At 63.1% G+C, this 17,463-nt stretch carries 9 protein-coding genes; all 9 read left to right on the forward strand.

All coding sequences use genetic code 11. The features are described 5' to 3' along the window. Positions 1 to 105 precede the first annotated feature (105 nt). The 9 genes from ACVOLI_RS11460 (at position 106) to mutS (ending at position 17,286) form a co-directional block, all read left to right on the forward strand. Positions 106 to 1,539, forward strand: a complete 1,434-nt coding sequence (locus ACVOLI_RS11460) for a GGDEF domain-containing protein (protein WP_481614506.1) — start codon at positions 106 to 108, stop codon at positions 1,537 to 1,539. A 97-nt stretch (positions 1,540 to 1,636) separates the two neighbouring features. Then, entirely contained in the window at positions 1,637 to 2,758 is a 1,122-nt protein-coding gene (locus ACVOLI_RS11465) for a metallophosphoesterase (RefSeq protein WP_481614507.1), read from the forward strand. 209 nt (positions 2,759 to 2,967) lie between these two features. After that, the gene (locus ACVOLI_RS11470) at positions 2,968 to 4,386 is read left to right on the forward strand and encodes a DcaP family trimeric outer membrane transporter (RefSeq protein WP_481614513.1); all 1,419 of its coding nucleotides are present in this window, start codon (positions 2,968 to 2,970) and stop codon (positions 4,384 to 4,386) included. 103 nt (positions 4,387 to 4,489) lie between these two features. Then, the gene (gene adiC, locus ACVOLI_RS11475; RefSeq protein ID WP_481614508.1) at positions 4,490 to 5,839 is read left to right on the forward strand and encodes an arginine/agmatine antiporter; all 1,350 of its coding nucleotides are present in this window, start codon (positions 4,490 to 4,492) and stop codon (positions 5,837 to 5,839) included. 28 nt (positions 5,840 to 5,867) lie between these two features. Then, positions 5,868 to 8,156 carry an Orn/Lys/Arg family decarboxylase gene (locus ACVOLI_RS11480; RefSeq protein WP_481614509.1) on the forward strand — a complete coding sequence of 763 codons (2,289 nt, stop codon included), beginning with the start codon at positions 5,868 to 5,870 and terminating at the stop codon, positions 8,154 to 8,156. A 357-nt stretch (positions 8,157 to 8,513) separates the two neighbouring features. After that, positions 8,514 to 9,419: a cation diffusion facilitator family transporter gene (locus tag ACVOLI_RS11485; protein ID WP_481614510.1), complete on the forward strand. Its 906-nt coding sequence runs from the start codon at positions 8,514 to 8,516 to the stop codon at positions 9,417 to 9,419. Beyond that, the gene (locus ACVOLI_RS11490) at positions 9,416 to 10,750 is read left to right on the forward strand and encodes an amino acid permease (protein ID WP_481614511.1); all 1,335 of its coding nucleotides are present in this window, start codon (positions 9,416 to 9,418) and stop codon (positions 10,748 to 10,750) included. The genes ACVOLI_RS11485 and ACVOLI_RS11490 overlap by 4 nt, the downstream gene beginning before the upstream one ends. Positions 10,751 to 12,036: 1,286 nt before the next feature. Beyond that, the gene (locus tag ACVOLI_RS11495; protein WP_481614512.1) at positions 12,037 to 14,343 is read left to right on the forward strand and encodes a TonB-dependent receptor; all 2,307 of its coding nucleotides are present in this window, start codon (positions 12,037 to 12,039) and stop codon (positions 14,341 to 14,343) included. A gap of 387 nt (positions 14,344 to 14,730) precedes the next feature. Continuing rightward, positions 14,731 to 17,286, forward strand: coding sequence for a DNA mismatch repair protein MutS (gene mutS, locus ACVOLI_RS11500; protein WP_481614514.1), 2,556 nt, complete (start codon positions 14,731 to 14,733; stop codon positions 17,284 to 17,286). Positions 17,287 to 17,463: the final 177 nt, after the last annotated feature.

The raw sequence follows: 17,463 nt of genomic DNA on the forward strand, positions 1-17,463 counted from the left end.
AACTTGAACAAACGGTGAATCCAGCCATCAACACAACGTCCTCAAAAACCTGTTGTTGCTGCCGATAATAGTCGGCTGCCTCTTGGCACTTTACCGGTCGTACGCATGAACATCGTCCCCGCACCACCCCCAGACACCGACAGCAGTGCGCTCGCAGATGCCTGGAAACACAGCCTCGATGCCGCTGGCACCGGTGCGAGCCAGATTCTCGCGAGCCTGGCCGACGCGCATGCCGCTGAACTGGCCGCGCATTTTTACAAGGTCATGATGAACGACGCGCGTGCCTCACGTTCGATGTCACATGACCAGGTCCGGGTACGACTGCAGCCGGCCATGCAGCGCTGGGTCAGGGACCTGCTGCAAGCAACGCCCGACAACGTCGAGCAGCTGATCGCCAACCAGCGCGTCATCGGCGATGTGCATGCACGCGTAGGCATACCCGTAGACCTGGTTACCCGTGGCACCCGCGTGCTGAAGCAACGCCTGTTCCAGCTGATCGGCGCGCAGGCCGGACACGGCGAGGCTGCACATGCGGCCATTGCCAGCCTCACCGCATCGTTCGACATCGCGCTGGAGGGTATGACACTGGCCTATTCCAACGCACGGGAACGTTCCTCACGCACGGATGCCGCCTACCGGCTGTTCTCGCTGGTGCAGAACGTCAGCACCGAGCGCGAACGCCAGCGTGCATTGCTGTTGGACTGGGAGAACACCCTCCTGTACGCACTGGCGGCGCAGGGCGACCTGGGCAGTTTCCAGACCCTGGCGCGTTCGGAGTTTGGTCTCTGGTTCAACCACAAAGGCATTCCGAGTTTTGGCGAGAGCTCCGAAACCCGCCAGATCAGCGGTTTGATCCAAGACGTCGACCAGTTGCTGCAGCACACCCTGCAGCAGGACAGCGACCCTGCCGCGCGTACCGCGCAGCTGCAGGATGTGCGCTCCAAGGTCAGCCAGATCCGTACCTTGCTTGGCATGTTGTTCGAGCGCATCGGCGAACTGGATGCCGGCTGCGATGCCTTGACCAACCTGCTCAATCGCCGCTTCCTGCCCACCGTGCTGCGCCGCGAGATCGAGCTGGCGGAAAAGTCCGGGGACAGTTTTGCCGTGCTGCTGCTGGACCTGGATCACTTCAAGGCCATCAACGACGAGCACGGCCACGAAGCCGGCGACCGCGCCCTGCAACACGTCGCCGGCATCCTCAGCCAGTTCACCCGTGGCAGCGACTACGTATTCCGCTACGGCGGCGAGGAATTCGTCGTCGTGCTGGTGGCGGTGGAGGAACGCCAGGCCATGGTGATCGCCGAAGGCCTGTGCCGGCGCCTGGTCGATACGCCGGTCACCCTTGCAGATGGCCAGCTTCTGCCCATCAGCGCCAGCATCGGCGTGGCCTTGTATGACGGCCACCCGGACTACGAACGGGTGATGGCACGTGCCGACGCCGCCATGTACCAGGCCAAGAAGCAGGGCCGCAATCGCGTCGTACTGGGCAGCGATGCCTTGCCCACCGCACCGGGCCGTAGCGCACTGCGCCGCGACTGAGCAGCAGGCAGCACCAACCGATAGCACATGCTGCCGGTACAGCGAACGCATAGGCTGCTGGCGGGTGCAAACGGTCACCCGCCTCTGGAAGCCTGCAATGCCCATCCTCCGCGCCCTGCTCATCCTGCTGCTGTGCAATGCCCTGCCCGCCCTGGATGCCAATGCCCGCGAGGTGCCGCAGCCAGCGGCGCATGTGCAGGCCGATGGCCCCTATGTGTTCCGCGACGGCACGCGATTGCAGGCGCAATGGATCTGCGACGACCGGGTGGTCTCGCGAAAGGTGAGAGCAAGGCGCGATATCACCCGTGCGATCGCACCGGAGTGCGGCTATCCGCATCCACTGGATATCGCAGCGCTCGCCACGCCCGCTGCCGCAACACTACCCGCGGTGCCGCGCATCGTCGCCGTCTCCGACATCCATGGCCAGTACGACCTGCTACGCCGCTTGCTGCGCGCCAACGGCGTGATCGACAGCGACGACAACTGGGCATTGGGCCAGGACACGCTGGTCATCGCCGGCGACGTATTCGACCGTGGCCCGCAGGTCACCGAAGCCTTCTGGTTGCTCTACAGCCTGCAGCAGCAGGCCGCACAAGCTGGCGGCGCAGTGCACTTCGTGCTCGGCAACCATGAAACGATGGTGCTTTACGACGACCTGCGTTACGTCAATCCCAAGTACCTGCGCAGCGCCCAACTGCTCGGCCGCAGCTATCCGCAACTGTATGGTGCCGATTCGGTGATCGGGCAGTGGCTGCGCACGCGCCCGGTGCTGCTGCGCATCGGCGATACCTTGTTCCTGCATGGCGGTGTTTCGCCCGACGCACTGCAACTCGCGCTCGATCCAGCGACCACCAATGCCGCGTACCAGGCCTCGCTGAGCCGACCCAAGGCCGAGGTCAAGGCCGATCCAATCACCGCACCGCTGTACGACGGCAAGACCAGCCCGATCTGGTACCGCGGCTACTTCAATGGCCAGCTGGATACTCCTGGCGTGCAGACCGTGCTGGACCAGCTCGGGCTCAAGCGCATCGTGGTCGGCCACACCTCGATGCCGCACGTGAGCAGTTTCCACGGTGATCGCATCATCGCCATCGACAGCAGCATCAAGGACGGCGAGAACGGCGAACTGCTGTTCATCGAGGATGGACAACTCAGTCGTGGGCTGCTGGATGGCAGCCGGGTTCCGCTGGAAACAGGCCAGGTGGAGCGCGCAGACTGAAGCCCTTTCAGCTATCAGAAATCACGGTTTATGACATTAGGTTTCATCCTAAATTCACGTAGTCATAACCTGATTTCAACGATGGTAAATAGGCAGGTTTCACGCAGGCCTGAGGGGGCAGTCAGCGTGTCGCCACGCAAGCGATAGGTGAATCGCGGCGGGGATATGTTCCGGCCGTGAGTGACGTTTTCTTCTCCACGGAACAGGCGATGAAACCACTGACGCTGGCCACACTGTTGCCACTTGCGCTGCTGCCCGGCGCAGCAGGCGCGCAGGACTCTGTTGCCGCATTGCGGGCGGAGATCGCGCAGGCGCAGCAGCATCTGCAAACGCTCAACGCGCGGTTGGATGCACTGGAGCAAGGACAGGCAAGTCCCACCCCAAAACCTCCACCACTTCCACCGCCTGCCGCGACCTCCCCCCTGGATACAACAGCTGCCGGCACCGGCAAAGCAATCACCGCACAGAGCATACTGCCGGCGCGTGACTCGGTCGCAGACCCTTCCACAGCCGCCTCGCGCTTGGACAACGCACCGTCACCGACCGACCCGGAACTGAAAGGATTCATCGCAATCCCGGGCACCGAGACAATGATCCGGCTCGGTGGCTACGCAAAACTCGACGCTATTGCAGACCGGCGAGCCGCCGGTGACACCGAACAGTTCATCACCTCGTCGATTCCGGTCGACAGCCCGCACCGCGACGTCTCGCACTTCGGCATGCATGCCAAGCAGACCCGCTTCAGTTTCGAAGCGCGGCGCCCCACCACACACGGCAAGCTGCGCTTCTACCTGGAGAACGATTTCTTCGGCAGCAGCGACAGCTACGAGTTCCGCCTGCGCCACGCCTACGGCCAGCTGGGCAATACCTATGCGGGCTACGGCTATTCCACCTTCATGGATGCCGACTCACTGCCGGACACACTGGACTTTGCCGGCCCCGGCGCAGCCGGCTACCTGCTGGTGGCAGGCATCCACCACAGCTTCGCGCTGGGCAAGGGCAACAGCCTGACCGTGGCGGCTGAAAACCCCGATTCGCAGCTCGCCAACACCGGCGACAACGACAGCAAGACCGAGCACCTGCCCGACATCAGCCTGGTCGCACGCATGGAGCGTGATTGGGGCCACCTGCAGCTCGGCGCGGTGCTGCGCAGCCTTGGCTACGACGGCGATGGCCGCAGCGACCGCACCGTCGGCGGCGGCCTGCAGCTGAGTGGTTCCTACGCGGTCGCCGAGCGTGACCTGCTGCTGTTCGGCCTGATTGGCGGCAAGGGCATCAGCCGCTATACCGCCGACCTCACCGGTTCCAATCTCGATGCCGCCCTCGATATCGACGGCCGGCTCAAGGCGCTGCCACTGCGTGGCGGCTTCTTCGGCTATACCCACTACTGGTCGGACCTGTGGCGCTCCAACCTGATCTACGGGCAACTGCAGATCGACAGCGCCGATGCCTTGGCCGGCGATGCATTCCGGCGCAGCCGCTACGCGGCATTGAACCTGCTCTGGAGCCCTGCCCCGTCCTGGACCATGGGCATGGAACTGCTCTACGGCCAGCAGCAACTGCAGGACGGCCGCGATGCGGACACCCTGCGTCTGCAGGGCAGCCTGCAATACAACTTCATCAAGTAACAGGCAGCCGATGACCGCACCTCAAGTGCGGCGGGCCACCCAACGATTCACGCAATGTCCTTCCCATCGAATTACCCGGCATTGCCGGTGAGAGGAGATAGTCATGGCAGGTCAGAAGAAAATCGGGGTCGTTGGCGCGACCTTCCTGGTGGCAGGCAACATGATGGGCTCAGGCGTCTTCCTGCTGCCTTCCAGCCTGGCCAAGATCGGCACCGCCTCGATCTGGGGCTGGCTGATCACCACCGCCGGTGCACTGTTGCTGGCCTTCGTGTTCGCCAAACTCGGCAAGCTGGCACCAAAGGCGGGCGGTCCCTACGCCTATGCACGTGATTGGTTCGGCCCCTACATGGGCTTCCAGACCAACACCATCTATTGGTTCGCCAACTGGATCGGCAATGTCGCCATTCCGATCGCGGCGGTCGGCTACTTCAGCTACTTCTTCCCTGTCCTGTCCGATCCGGTGCCGCGCTGTGTCGCTGTGCTGCTGCTGGTGTGGGCACTGAGCTTCGCCAACGTAATCGGCCCGTCCTTCGTCAGCCGCGTGCAGACGGTAACCACCAGTTTCGCGCTGGTACCTATCCTGGGCATCGCCATCTTCGGCTGGTTCTACTTCGACCCGGCCATTTTCAAGGGGGCTTACAACGTCTCCGGCCAATCTAACTTCGGCGCGGTATCCAGCGCGGCGGCCCTGACGTTGTGGGCCTTCATCGGGGTTGAATCCGCATCTGTGACTGCAGGTGTGGTCGAGAACCCGGAGAAGAACGTTGCCCGCGCCACCCTGGCCGGCGTGTTCCTCGCGGCCATCGCCTACATCGCCAGCTCGTCGGTGATCATGGGCATGGTCCCCAACGCCGACCTGCAGGTCTCCGACGCGCCGTTCGCACTGGCCGCGGCAAACGCGGTTGGCGGCTGGGGCGGTGCGCTGGTCAGCCTGTGCGCCTTCGTTGGCGCCGCCGGCTCGCTCGGTGGCTGGATCCTGTTGACCGCGCAGAGTGCCAAGGCCGCCTCGGACGATGGCTTGTTCCCCAGCATTTTCAGCAAGACCAACAAGGACGAAGTACCAGTCAAGGGCGTGCTCATCGTTGCCATCCTGATGACATTGGCGGTACTGGTCACCTCCACCTCGGCAACCGCATCCGCGCAGTTCGACGTGATCACCTCGGCAGCGGTGGTGCTGACCCTGCTGCCCTATATCTATTCCTGCGTAGCCTGCTACTTCGTGGTGGAACGCTCGCATACGCTGGCCCATACCGGCGCGTTCTGGGTGTTGACCAGCATCACCGTCGTCTACTGCCTGTGGGCCATCTACGGTTCGTCCGGCAGCATCGTGCAGTACGCCTTCCTGTTCGTATTGTTCATCACCGTGTTCTATCCGTTCTTCAGCGATGAGCGCCGCAAGCAGCGCCTGGCCAAATTCACTCCGAATGGCACCGCCCGTGCCAGCACGAACTGATCCCCCGCTCGGTAGATAGGAAAACATCATGTACTTCAAATCACTGGACTACCCGATCGTCATCATCGATGCCGATTACGAATCGCCACGTATCGCCGGCATCCTGATCCGTGCCCTGGCCGAGGAACTGCGCAAGAGCGACCAACGCGTGCTCACGGGCCTGAACCTGGATGACGCCCGCGCCGGTGCGCGCACCTATGTGGCTGCGTCGGCGGTATTGATCTCCATCGACGGCACCGAGGACGATGACGACCAGTTCCAGCGCCTGCTCGCCTTCCTGCGCGAGCAGAGCCAGCGTCGCGCCGACCTGCCGGTATTCCTGTACGGCGAACGTCGCACCATCGAGAAGATACCGAGCAAGCTGCTCAAGTTCGTGCACGGCTACATCTTCCTGTTCGAGGATACCAAGAGCTTCATCGCCCGGCAGGTAATGCGCGCCGCCGACGATTACATGGCCAAGCTGCTACCGCCGTTCTTCAAGGCGTTGATCCACCATTCGGCACAGTCCAACTACTCCTGGCATACGCCCGGTCATGCGGGCGGCGTAGCCTTCACCAAGTCGCCGGTAGGCCGTGCACTGCACCAGTTCTACGGCGAGAACACCTTGCGCAGCGATCTGTCGATCTCGGTGCCGGAGCTGGGCTCCCTGCTCGACCACACCGGCCCGATCCGTGACGCCGAAGCCGAGGCCGCACGCAATTTCGGCGCCGACCACACCTTCTTCGTCACCAATGGCACCTCCACTGCCAACAAGATCGTCTGGCATGGCACGGTGGCGCGTGGCGACATCGTGTTCGTCGACCGCAATTGCCACAAGTCGCTGCTGCACTCGCTGATCATGACCGGCGGCATTCCGGTGTACTTCACTCCCAGCCGCAATGCCCACGGCATCATCGGGCCGATCAGTCTTGACCAGTTCTCTGGAGAGGCACTGCAGAAGATGATCCAGGCCAATCCTTTGGCCAGCAAGGCGGCCAAGCCCGGTGCCAAGCCGCGTATCGCGGTGGTCACCAACTCCACGTATGACGGGCTCTGTTACAACGCCGAGAAGATTGCCGACAACCTCGGCAGCGCCGTTGGTTTCCTGCACTTCGATGAAGCCTGGTACGCCTATGCCGCGTTCCATCCCTTCTATGAGAACCACTACGGCATGGCCAAGGGCAAGCCGCGCGAGCAGGACGCGATCATCTTCACCACCCACTCCACGCACAAGCTGCTGGCGGCGTTCTCGCAGGCATCGATGATCCATGTGCGCAATGCGGCAACGCGGGAACTGGATGCGGAGCGCTTCAACGAATCCTTCATGATGCACACCTCCACCAGTCCGCATTACGGCATCATCGCCTCCTGCGATGTCGCCTCCAAGATGATGGAAGGTGATGCCGGCAAATCGCTGGTGCAGGAAATGCATGACGAAGCCGTCGCCTTCCGTCGCGCGATGCTGCATGTCAGCGAGGACCTGGGCCGCGATGACTGGTGGTTCAAGGTCTGGCAACCCGATGGCGTGGAGCGCACCCTGGCCAAGGGCGACAGCAGCAAGCCGATGGCCACCTCGCGCCCGGATTGGTATCTGCGCCCGGATGCGCGCTGGCACGGTTTCGACAACCTCGCCGACGACTATGTGCTGATCGATCCGATCAAGGTCACCCTGTTGACACCCGGGCTGTCGATGGACGGCGAGATGGGCAAGCTGGGCGTTCCGGCAGCGGTGCTTAGCAAGTTCCTGTGGTCACGCGGCATCACCGTGGAGAAGACCAACCTGTACTCGGTGTTGTTCCTGTTCTCGATGGGCATCACCAAGGGCAAATGGAGCACCCTGGTCACCGAGCTGCTGGCGTTCAAGGACCTGTACGACGCCAATGCACCGCTGAGCCAGTCACTGCCCAGCCTGCTGGAAGACAATGCCGCCGCTTACGCTGGCTGGGGCCTGCGCGACCTGTGCACAGCCTTGCACGAATTCAACCGCGAGTTCCGGGTGGCCGAGGTGATGCGCGAGATGTACGTGGAGCTGCCGGAGCCGGTGATCACGCCGGCCGAAGCCTATAACCATCTGGTGCGTGGCGAGATCGAACGGGTGGACATCGACCAGCTCAGCGGCCGCGTCGCTGGCACCATGCTGGTGCCCTACCCGCCGGGCATCCCGACCATCATGCCGGGTGAACGTTTTGGCGCCAGCGATGAACCGATCATCCAGTCGCTGCGCATCGCCCGCGAACAGAACGCCCGCTTCCCCGGGTTTGAATCGGATGTGCATGGGTTGATCATCGACAACAGCGGGGAGAAGCCGAGTTATCGGGTGGAGGTTTTGAAGGTTTGACCCCGAAGCAAAAGCAACACATGTCTTCCCTTCTCCCGCTTGCGGGGTTAAGAACAGGCGTGTACGAGCCAAAGGCTCGTGCCTGTTCGTACGCCTCGCGTGCTACGCGGGGCCGGGGCGCGGAGCGAGGTGCCCCACAGGGGCGGATGAGGGGAGCTTTTTTGGCTTCTAGCTTCTAGCTTCTAGTTCTTGGCTATGGACTCTGCTCTGCATCTGTTCTGGATCCGCTTTGCTGAAAACCTGCTCCACGTGCTTTCAAAGCGCCCTCACCCCAACCCCTCTCCCGTGAACGGGAGAGGGGCTTTTCAAGCCTAGCTCCCTTTACATCCCAGACCGCCCTCCCCTTCGCATAGCCAGATGACCAGCACCCGCCAGGAACAACGTGTACTGAAGCTCTCCATCGCGGCGACCATCCTGGTCGCTGCGATCGGCTTCTTTGGCGGCATGCTTGCCCGCTCACAAGCGATCCTGTTCGATGGCATCTACAGCCTCGTGGATGTGGCGCTGACACTGGTCGCACTTGCGGTGCTGCGCTTGATGGCCCGCGAACAGAGCCCACGCTTCCAATACGGGTTCTGGCACCTGGAGCCCATGGTCGAAGCATTGGGCGGTGCAATCCTCAGCCTGGCCTGCATCTATGCATTGGCCAATGCGGTGATCGGCTTCAGCGACGGCGGCCACGAAACCCGTGTGGGACCCGGCCTGCTCTGGGCCGGCCTGCTGGCGGTGGTGGATCTGGCGATGGCGGTGTGGATCGGCCGTCACGCGCGGCGACTGCAATCCGGCTTGCTGCGCCTGGACGCACGCGCCTGGCTGCTGACCGGATTGATGAGCCTTGCCGTGGTGCTGTCCTTCGCCATCGCCCTGGCACTGCGCGGTGGTGCGCATGAACACTGGATTCCCTACCTCGACCCTTTGGTGCTCGCCTGTATCGCCTTGGCGACGCTACCGGTACCCCTGCTTGGAGCATGGAAAGCCGCACGCGAAGTCCTGCAGGTAGCGCCAAGCGAACTGGACCAACTCGTGCAACAGGTGATGCAGGCGTTCGTCGCCAAGCACCAGTTCGAAGGTTTCACCAGCCACGTCGCCAAGATCGGGCGCATGCAGTTCGTCGAGATCCATATCCTGACCAGACCCGACACCCAGCTCGGCAGCATCGGTGATGTCGACCGCCTGCGCGATGAGATCGCATCGCAGCTGGATTCACGCTCGGGGCGCTTCTGGCTGACCATCGACTTCACTTCCGACCCGGCCTGGACATGAGCTCCCCCACCCCGAAGAAGATGGGCCTGACCATGGCGACCATGCTGGTTGCCGGCAACATGATCGGCACCGGTGTATTCCTGCTACCGGCCAATCTGGCCACCGTCGGCAGCATCTCCTCGGTGGGCTGGCTGATCGCCACCGCTGGCGCCATCGCGCTGGGATTGGTGTTCGCCCGCCTGTCACAACTCGATCCGCAGCCCGGCGGCCCTTACGCCTACGCGCGCGACGCCTTCGGCAACTACATCGGCTTCGTCAGCAACTACGCCTATTGGTTCGGCAACTGGATCGGCAACGTCGCCATCGCCCTGGTGGTGACCGGCTACCTGAGCCATCTCTGGCCCTGGCTGCAGGATGTCTATCCGCGTCTGGGCTTCACCCTGGCGGTGATCTGGCTGCTGAGCCTGGCCAACGCACGCGGCGCCCGCTGGGTCGGCGCGCTGGAGACCGGGACCTTGCTGCTGGCATTGATCCCGATACTGGGCATCGCCATCTTTGGCTGGTGGTGGTTCGATCCGGCACTATTCAGTGCCGGCTGGAACGTCAGCGGCATGGAAGACAGCGCCGCCATCTCACGCAGCGCGTCCATCGCGCTATGGGCCTTCATGGGTGTGGAGAGCGCGGCGGTATCGGCCGATGTCATCGACAACCCCAAGCGCAATATTCCGCTCGCCACCCTGCTCGGGCTGGCGCTGGCCGCTGTGATCTACATCAGCTGCTCGCTGGTGATCATGGGCATGGTGCCGATGGCGCAGCTGCGCGATTCCTCCGCGCCGTTCGCCGATGTCGCGGAGTTGATGATCGGCCCCTGGGGCGTTTTGGTTATCGCACTGTGCGCGATCCTCAAATCGGCTGGCGCACTTGGCGGCTGGATGCTGCTGGTCGGGCAATCGGCCAAGGCGGCAGCCGAGGACGGTCTGTTCCCGAAGGTGTTCTGCAAGCTCAACAAACACGGCATGCCCGGCACCGGCTTGATGATCGTTGCTGTGCTGATGAGCGCACTGCTGCTGGTGACGTCTTCACCCACCCTCGCCCGCCAGTTCGACCAGCTAACCAATATCGCGGTGCTGCTGACCATCATTCCCTACCTGTTCTCCGCTGGCGCGCTGGTCTGCAGCACGCTGGAACGCGGCGAGCAGGGCTGGATGCGCGCCACCTGCCTGTTCACCGCCGCCGCGGCGGTTGCCTACTGCCTGTACGCACTGCTTGGTGCCGATGCCGAGCTGCTGGCGTATGCCACAGTAGCGATACTGTTCAGTGCCGCACTGTATCCCTTCTTCCGACAGCGGATGCTGGAAAGCAGCAAAGAGCGCAAAACCGGCCGTGCATAGCACGTGGCGTCGATACCGCGAATACGACGGCGAAGTAGCCTTCATTGCCAGGCTGGAGCACCAGAAGCTGACTATGCGCAGGAGCGACAAACAACAGATTCGCCCCTGGCCCACAGGGTCATGGTCCGGTTGTGCCGGCAATACCGCGATATCCGTTTGCCACCTAAGCAACCCGGCTGACATGGCGTTACTGCACGCTCGTTGCTGATGCTTGGATTGCCACCAGCACCGGCACCCACGATCCGCAGCCAGTGCTGCAGATGGATCCATGCCTCCGTGAATTGCATCGACCGCTGAGCACCCGGACGCCTCGCGCAAGGCAACAGCCTCTGCGCGCCACATATCCGCTGCCCACCACGTGATCCCTGGCGACATCCGCCCCGTTCACCTCGATTCGCGCTGACGCAGATCCCCTCCCAAACATGCAGAGCGTACTGTACCCATCGCAGTCGCAGTATCCGTTCCTTCCTGCATCCAGCCGCTCGCTTTTCATTCGAAAAATTTGCGCAACAGAGCATCGCCGGCGCAGCAAACAACGTTGTAATCCTTATCGGGAAAAACACAAACCATGCACATGTGCATCGTTGTCATTGATGAAAATCAATCAGCTATCCCGCTCAATAACAAACGCAACTTTTCGCTGAAATGTTCCGAATCGCGCATCTCGCAGCAAACTATTGACGCCAACATTACCGAGTGAACATCGTCGCTCCCGCAACGCGTGACAAGCATTGATCAACGTGCGTGGAGTCATCCCGGAAATGGAACGCAAGGCAGCATCAACACCCCAACCAGCATTCATCGGCAAGCCGCTTGCTGCTGATTGCTCGTGGAGACCGCTCGACAGCACAGAACAGGTCGTCCAACGCTTGGCAGACTGCTGGCCTGGACCTCATACGCAATTTCCGGATGCAGTCAGCCACTCCATCCTGCGCACAAGGTCGGCAAGCGCGTCGCTGAAACATACAACTGCCAAGGCAAGCATCCCCCAGCTGCAACGCTTGCAGCGAACAACGCCGACAGCAAGCAGACGCGACAACAGCTACGCCAACGTGTAGCAGCTTCCTTCCTCACAGCTAGTCGCGCGCTTGCCACGGCCATTGCGTCGTACCGGGAGACGGCGCAACAACGCCGTGCAGACCCACCTTGAATCGCCGTGCTGACCACGTCCCGGTTGGATTCATCGACTGCGGCAAACGTCGGCAAGCAGGGCACCAGCGCGAACAGACCCACGCACAAACCCACCGGACCCACCGGTTCCTTGCCTCACCATCGGAGAGAAATGCATGAGGAAATCCACCACCCACCAACACCGGAATTCCGGAAGCGGGCTGCGTTGTACCCACCTGTCATTGGCCCTGCTTTCTGCACTGGCAGCAGCACAACCTGCACTGGCCGAAGATCCCGCTGGCGCCGCAGAAACCACTACCAAGGACCTGGACACGGTGACGGTGCGTTCCACCCACCAGGCCAAACCGCTGCAGCGCACCCCCATTTCGGTCAGCGTTGTTACCGCCGAGCAACTTGACCGCACCAACCTGAGCAACATCTCCGACCTGCAGTATCTGGCCCCCGGCGTGTCGTTCTCAGCCACCGCAGGCACCGCCAACAGCGGCGGCTTCCAGGTCCGCGGCATCGGTACACAAGCCTTCAGCGTGGCCTCCGAGCAGACCGTTGGCACCGTGGTCGATGACGTGGTGATTGGTATTCCCCGCGATCCCGGCGTAGCAGGCTTCAGCGACATCGAGCACATCGAGGTGCTGCGCGGCCCGCAGGGCACCTTGTTCGGCAAGAACGCATCCGCCGGCGTGGTCAACATCAGCACCCGCAATCCGGAGATCGGCACCACCGGCGGTTCGGTCTCATTATCGCTGGGTGAGCGCAACGAACATGTCGCACGCGCAACCGGCAACCTGGCCATCTCCGACACGTCGGCACTACGGCTTTCCGCGTACTACAAGGACCAGGACGGCGCCATCTCCAATGCCTTCCACGACTGGAACATCGGCGACCAGACCGGACGCGGTGTTCGCGGAAAGTGGCTGTGGAAGCCAACCGAACAACTCGACATCCTGGTGGCGGCAGAACGCCAGACCCTGTTCAACCGCGCCCTGGGTGTGCTCTACAGTCTGGGTAGGGACGAAGACTACAACGCCAGCCTCGCCGGCTTCCAGAACATCGGCGGCAACAGCTTCACCAGCCAGGCCGACTCGGACGGCTTCTCCTTCCAGGGCGTAACCGGCTTTTCAACGAAGGCCGACCTGCGGCTTGCCAACGGTGCTCAGTTGACGTCCATCACCGCCTATCGCGGCTCAACCGTCAACCAGGTGCACGATATCGACCAGACACCGGCGGACTTCCTCAACAAGAACATAACCACGATCCGCGCGCATCAGATCAGCCAGGAGTTCCGCCTGGCCGGCACCGCGCACGACGAGCGACTGGACTATGTCCTGGGCGCCTATTACGCAAACGTTGACAGCACCTATGAGTACTACGGCTATGGCGGATTCGATTACGACCTTGTGCCGCCCAGCGAGTATTTCTCACTCACCGGGCCCAGGCAGCATATCCACGCCGACACCAAGAGCCACGCGCTCTACGCCAATGTTGGCTACAAACTGAGTGATCGTTGGTCGGCCAGTGGCGGATTGCGCTATACGCACGACAAGGTGGTTGCCTCCATGACCCCAATCGAGATGCCTACCGCGGAAGGAAAGCCGGTTGTCTATTTGGGCAACGTGTTTCCATCGCAGGCCGAAATCAGCAAGGAAAACGTGTCCGGCAAGGTCGCACTGCAGTTCCAGCAGAACGCCAACTTGATGTGGTACGCCAACGTCGCGACCGGCTACAAGGGCCCCACCATCGACCCGACCTCCAACCGCTCCAACCAGATCCAACCGGAGAAATCCACGGCCTACGAACTAGGTGCGAAAACTCAATTCTTTGACCGCAGCCTGACCGTCAACGTCAGCCTGTACAAGGCCGACTACAAGGATTTCCAGGCACAGGTCTACGTTCCGGAAACCCTGGGCTTTGCCATGTCAAACGCGGGCGAAATGCGCACCAAGGGCGCGGAACTTGAAGTCAGCTGGCGCCCCACCGCGGATTTCTCCTTGATCGCCACCGGCGCGGTCACCGATGCCGATTACCGCGACTACTTCACCACCTGCGAGGCCAACCGGGACGCACCTTGTCACCTCATCGACGGCGTGCTGCAAGCCGACCTGACCGGATTCACGCCACCGTATGTCTCCAAATACAGCTATTCCCTCAATGGCAACTACTATCATGCCCTCGGCAACGGCCTGGCCGTCAATGCCAATGCCGGCTGGAGCTGCAAGAGCAGTTTCTACAATAGCGCTGCCCAGTCCTCCACCAGAACCCGAGGTTATGGCGTGGCCAATGTCTCCATCGGCATCGGTGCCGAGGATGGCCAATGGGAAGTATCGCTGTACGCGCGCAACCTGCTGGACAAGCATTACCGCAGCTTCATCGACTACGGCCCACTCATCAACAACGGTGGAGTGATGCAATACCTTTCACCGGACAGCTTCCGTACGGCCGGGGTATCGCTGACCTGGAATTTCTAGGCACCGACTGACACATCGATGGCCCCAGTGCAGGCGCCCTCCTCTCGTTGCCGGACGCAGGATGCTGCCGAACAACGCGCCTCCACCACAACGTTGCAGCCGGCCTCGGCCAGCCAGGTAAACGCATGCCGACCGGAGGATCACCATCCTGTCGGCACTGCCCCCCAACCCGCACAGCGGTCAAGCATTCAGGAAAGCCGGGCACATCCCCTCCGCCAGCACACGCTGGCAGCCGCTTCGCCACAACCCGCGTCGCGGTTATCGCTTTCCAAAGCCTCGGCCTCGTCCATCCCCGACACTGCGCCTACAATAGCGGCCCTATGCCGCCGCCCGGCAAATTGAAGTGGATTGCGCGTGACCGAGAAAAAGCCCGAACACACCCCGTTGATGAAGCAGTTCTTCGCAGCCAAGTCCGAGTACCCGGACCTGCTGCTGTTCTTCCGGATGGGCGATTTCTACGAACTGTTCTATGACGACGCGCGCAAGGCCGCGCGCCTGCTCGACATCACCCTGACCCAGCGTGGCAGCTCCGGCGGCGCCCCGATCCCGATGGCCGGCGTGCCGGTGCATGCCTTTGAAGGCTACCTGGCGCGGCTGGTGGCGGTTGGCGAATCGGTGGCGATCTGCGAGCAGATCGGCGACCCGGCGCTGGCCAAGGGCCTGGTAGAGCGCAAGGTGGTACGCGTGGTCACCCCCGGCACCGTCACCGACGAAGCCCTGCTGGACGAGCGCCGCGATACCTTGCTGATGGCACTGTCGCGCAGCAAGGCCGGTTACGGCCTGGCCTGGGCCGACCTGGCCGGCGGCCGCTTCCTGGTCAACGAAGTCGACACCGATGACGCACTTGAGGCCGAGCTGGCCCGGCTGGAGCCGGCTGAGCTGCTGGTGCCCGACGAAGAAAACTGGCCCGAGTTCCTGCGCCATCGCAATGGCGTGCGCCGTCGCGCGCCGTGGTTGTTCGATGCCGACAGCGGCCGCCGCCATCTGCTGAATTTCTTCAAGCTGCATGATCTCAGCGGCTTCGGCATCGACGACAAGCCGCGCGCCACCGGTGCCGCCGGTGCCCTGCTCGGCTATGTCGAGGAAACCCAGAAGCAGCGCCTGCCGCACCTGACTTCCATTTCGATGGAGAACGCCGGCGAAGCGATCGCGATGAACGCCGCCACCCGCCGTCATCTGGAACTGGATACGCGCGTTGATGGCGACACCCGCAATACCTTGCTCGGTGTGCTCGACAGCACCGTCTCGCCGATGGGCGGACGACTGCTGCGGCGCTGGCTGCACCGCCCGCTGCGCCTGCGCAACGTGCTGCAGCAACGCCACCACGCGGTCGCCACGCTGATTGATCGCGGCAGCGACGCCGACCTGCGCGACAGCTTCCGCGCGCTTGGCGATATCGAGCGCATCCTGACCCGCATGGCGTTGCGCTCGGCGCGCCCGCGCGACTTTTCCACCCTGCGCGATGGCCTTGGCCTGTTGCCGGCCATCAATGCACAGCTGGACACGCTGGATTCACCGCGCCTGCAACAGCTGCGCGCCGAGCTGGGCTCGCACGATGAAAGCGCGCAGCTGCTGGCCAGCGCCATCGCCGAGCAGCCGCCGCTGAAGCTGTCCGATGGCGGCGTGATCGCCGAAGGCTACGATGCCGAGCTCGACGAACTGCGCCGCCTGTCCACCCACGCCGACCAGTTCCTGATCGACCTGGAAGCACGCGAGCGCCAGGCCAGTGGCATCGCCACCTTGAAGGTCGGCTACAACCGCGTGCATGGCTATTACATCGAAATCAGCAAGAGCCAGTCCGACAAGGCGCCGGTGCATTACACCCGCCGCCAGACCCTGACCAATGCCGAGCGCTACATCACCGAGGAGTTGAAGAACTTCGAGGACAAGGTGCTGTCTGCACGTGAGCGCTCACTCAGCCGCGAAAAACTGCTGTATGAAGGCCTGCTCGATATCGTCGGCCAGCATCTGGAACCGCTGAAGCGCTGCGCCGGCGCCTTGAGCGAACTGGACGTACTTGCTGCGTTCGCCGAACGCGCCCAGGCACTGGACTGGGCGCAGCCGGAACTGCAGGAAGACGCCTGCCTGCGCATCGAACGTGGCCGTCACCCGGTGGTGGAAGCGGTGCGTGATACGCCGTTCGAGCCCAACAACCTGGACCTGCACCCGGACCGCCGCATGCTGGTCATCACCGGCCCGAACATGGGCGGTAAGTCGACCTATATGCGGCAGAACGCTTTGATCGTGCTGCTCGCCCATATCGGCAGCTTCGTGCCGGCCAGCCGCGCGGTGATCGGCCCGATCGACCGCATCCTGACCCGCATCGGTGCCGGTGACGACCTGGCCAAGGGCCAGTCCACCTTCATGGTGGAAATGGCCGAGACCAGCTACATCCTGCACCACGCCACTGAGCACTCGCTGGTGCTGATGGATGAGATCGGCCGTGGCACCTCGACTTACGACGGCCTTGCCCTGGCCGACGCGGTCGCGCGCCATCTGGCCTACCAGAACCGTTGCTACACGCTGTTTGCCACCCACTACTTCGAGCTGACCGCCTTGGCCGATGAGAGCCACGAAGGTGGCAACAGCGGCATCGCCAACGTGCACCTGGACGCGGTCGAACACGGCGACACGCTGGTGTTCATGCATGCAGTGAAGGACGGCCCGGCCAACCGCAGCTTTGGTCTGCAGGTCGCGGCCTTGGCCGGCCTGCCCAAGTCCACGGTCGCGCAGGCACGCCGTCGTCTGGCGGAGCTGGAACAGCGTGGCGGCGAGACCCAGAGCGCGGCGATGGCGCCACAGGCATTGGATGCGCCGCAGCAGTTTGGTTTGTTTGCCGCGCCGAGCTCAGCCGCCCTGGATGCGCTGCAGGCGATCGATCCGGATGAGCTGACGCCGAAGCAGGCGCTGGAAGCGCTGTACCGAGTGAAGTCGTTGATCTGAGCGCAGCACCCGGTAGTGGGGGGGGGGGGGGGGGGGGGGGGGGGGGGGGGGGGGGGGGGGGGGGGCGGGGGGGGGGGGGGGGGGGGCGGGGGGGGGGGGGGGTCGGGGGGGGGGCGGGGGGGGGGGCCGGGGGCGGGGGCGCGGGGGGCCGGGGGGGGGCGGTGGGGCGGGCGGCGG

This window comes from Stenotrophomonas sp. STEN029, from assembly GCF_056760015.1.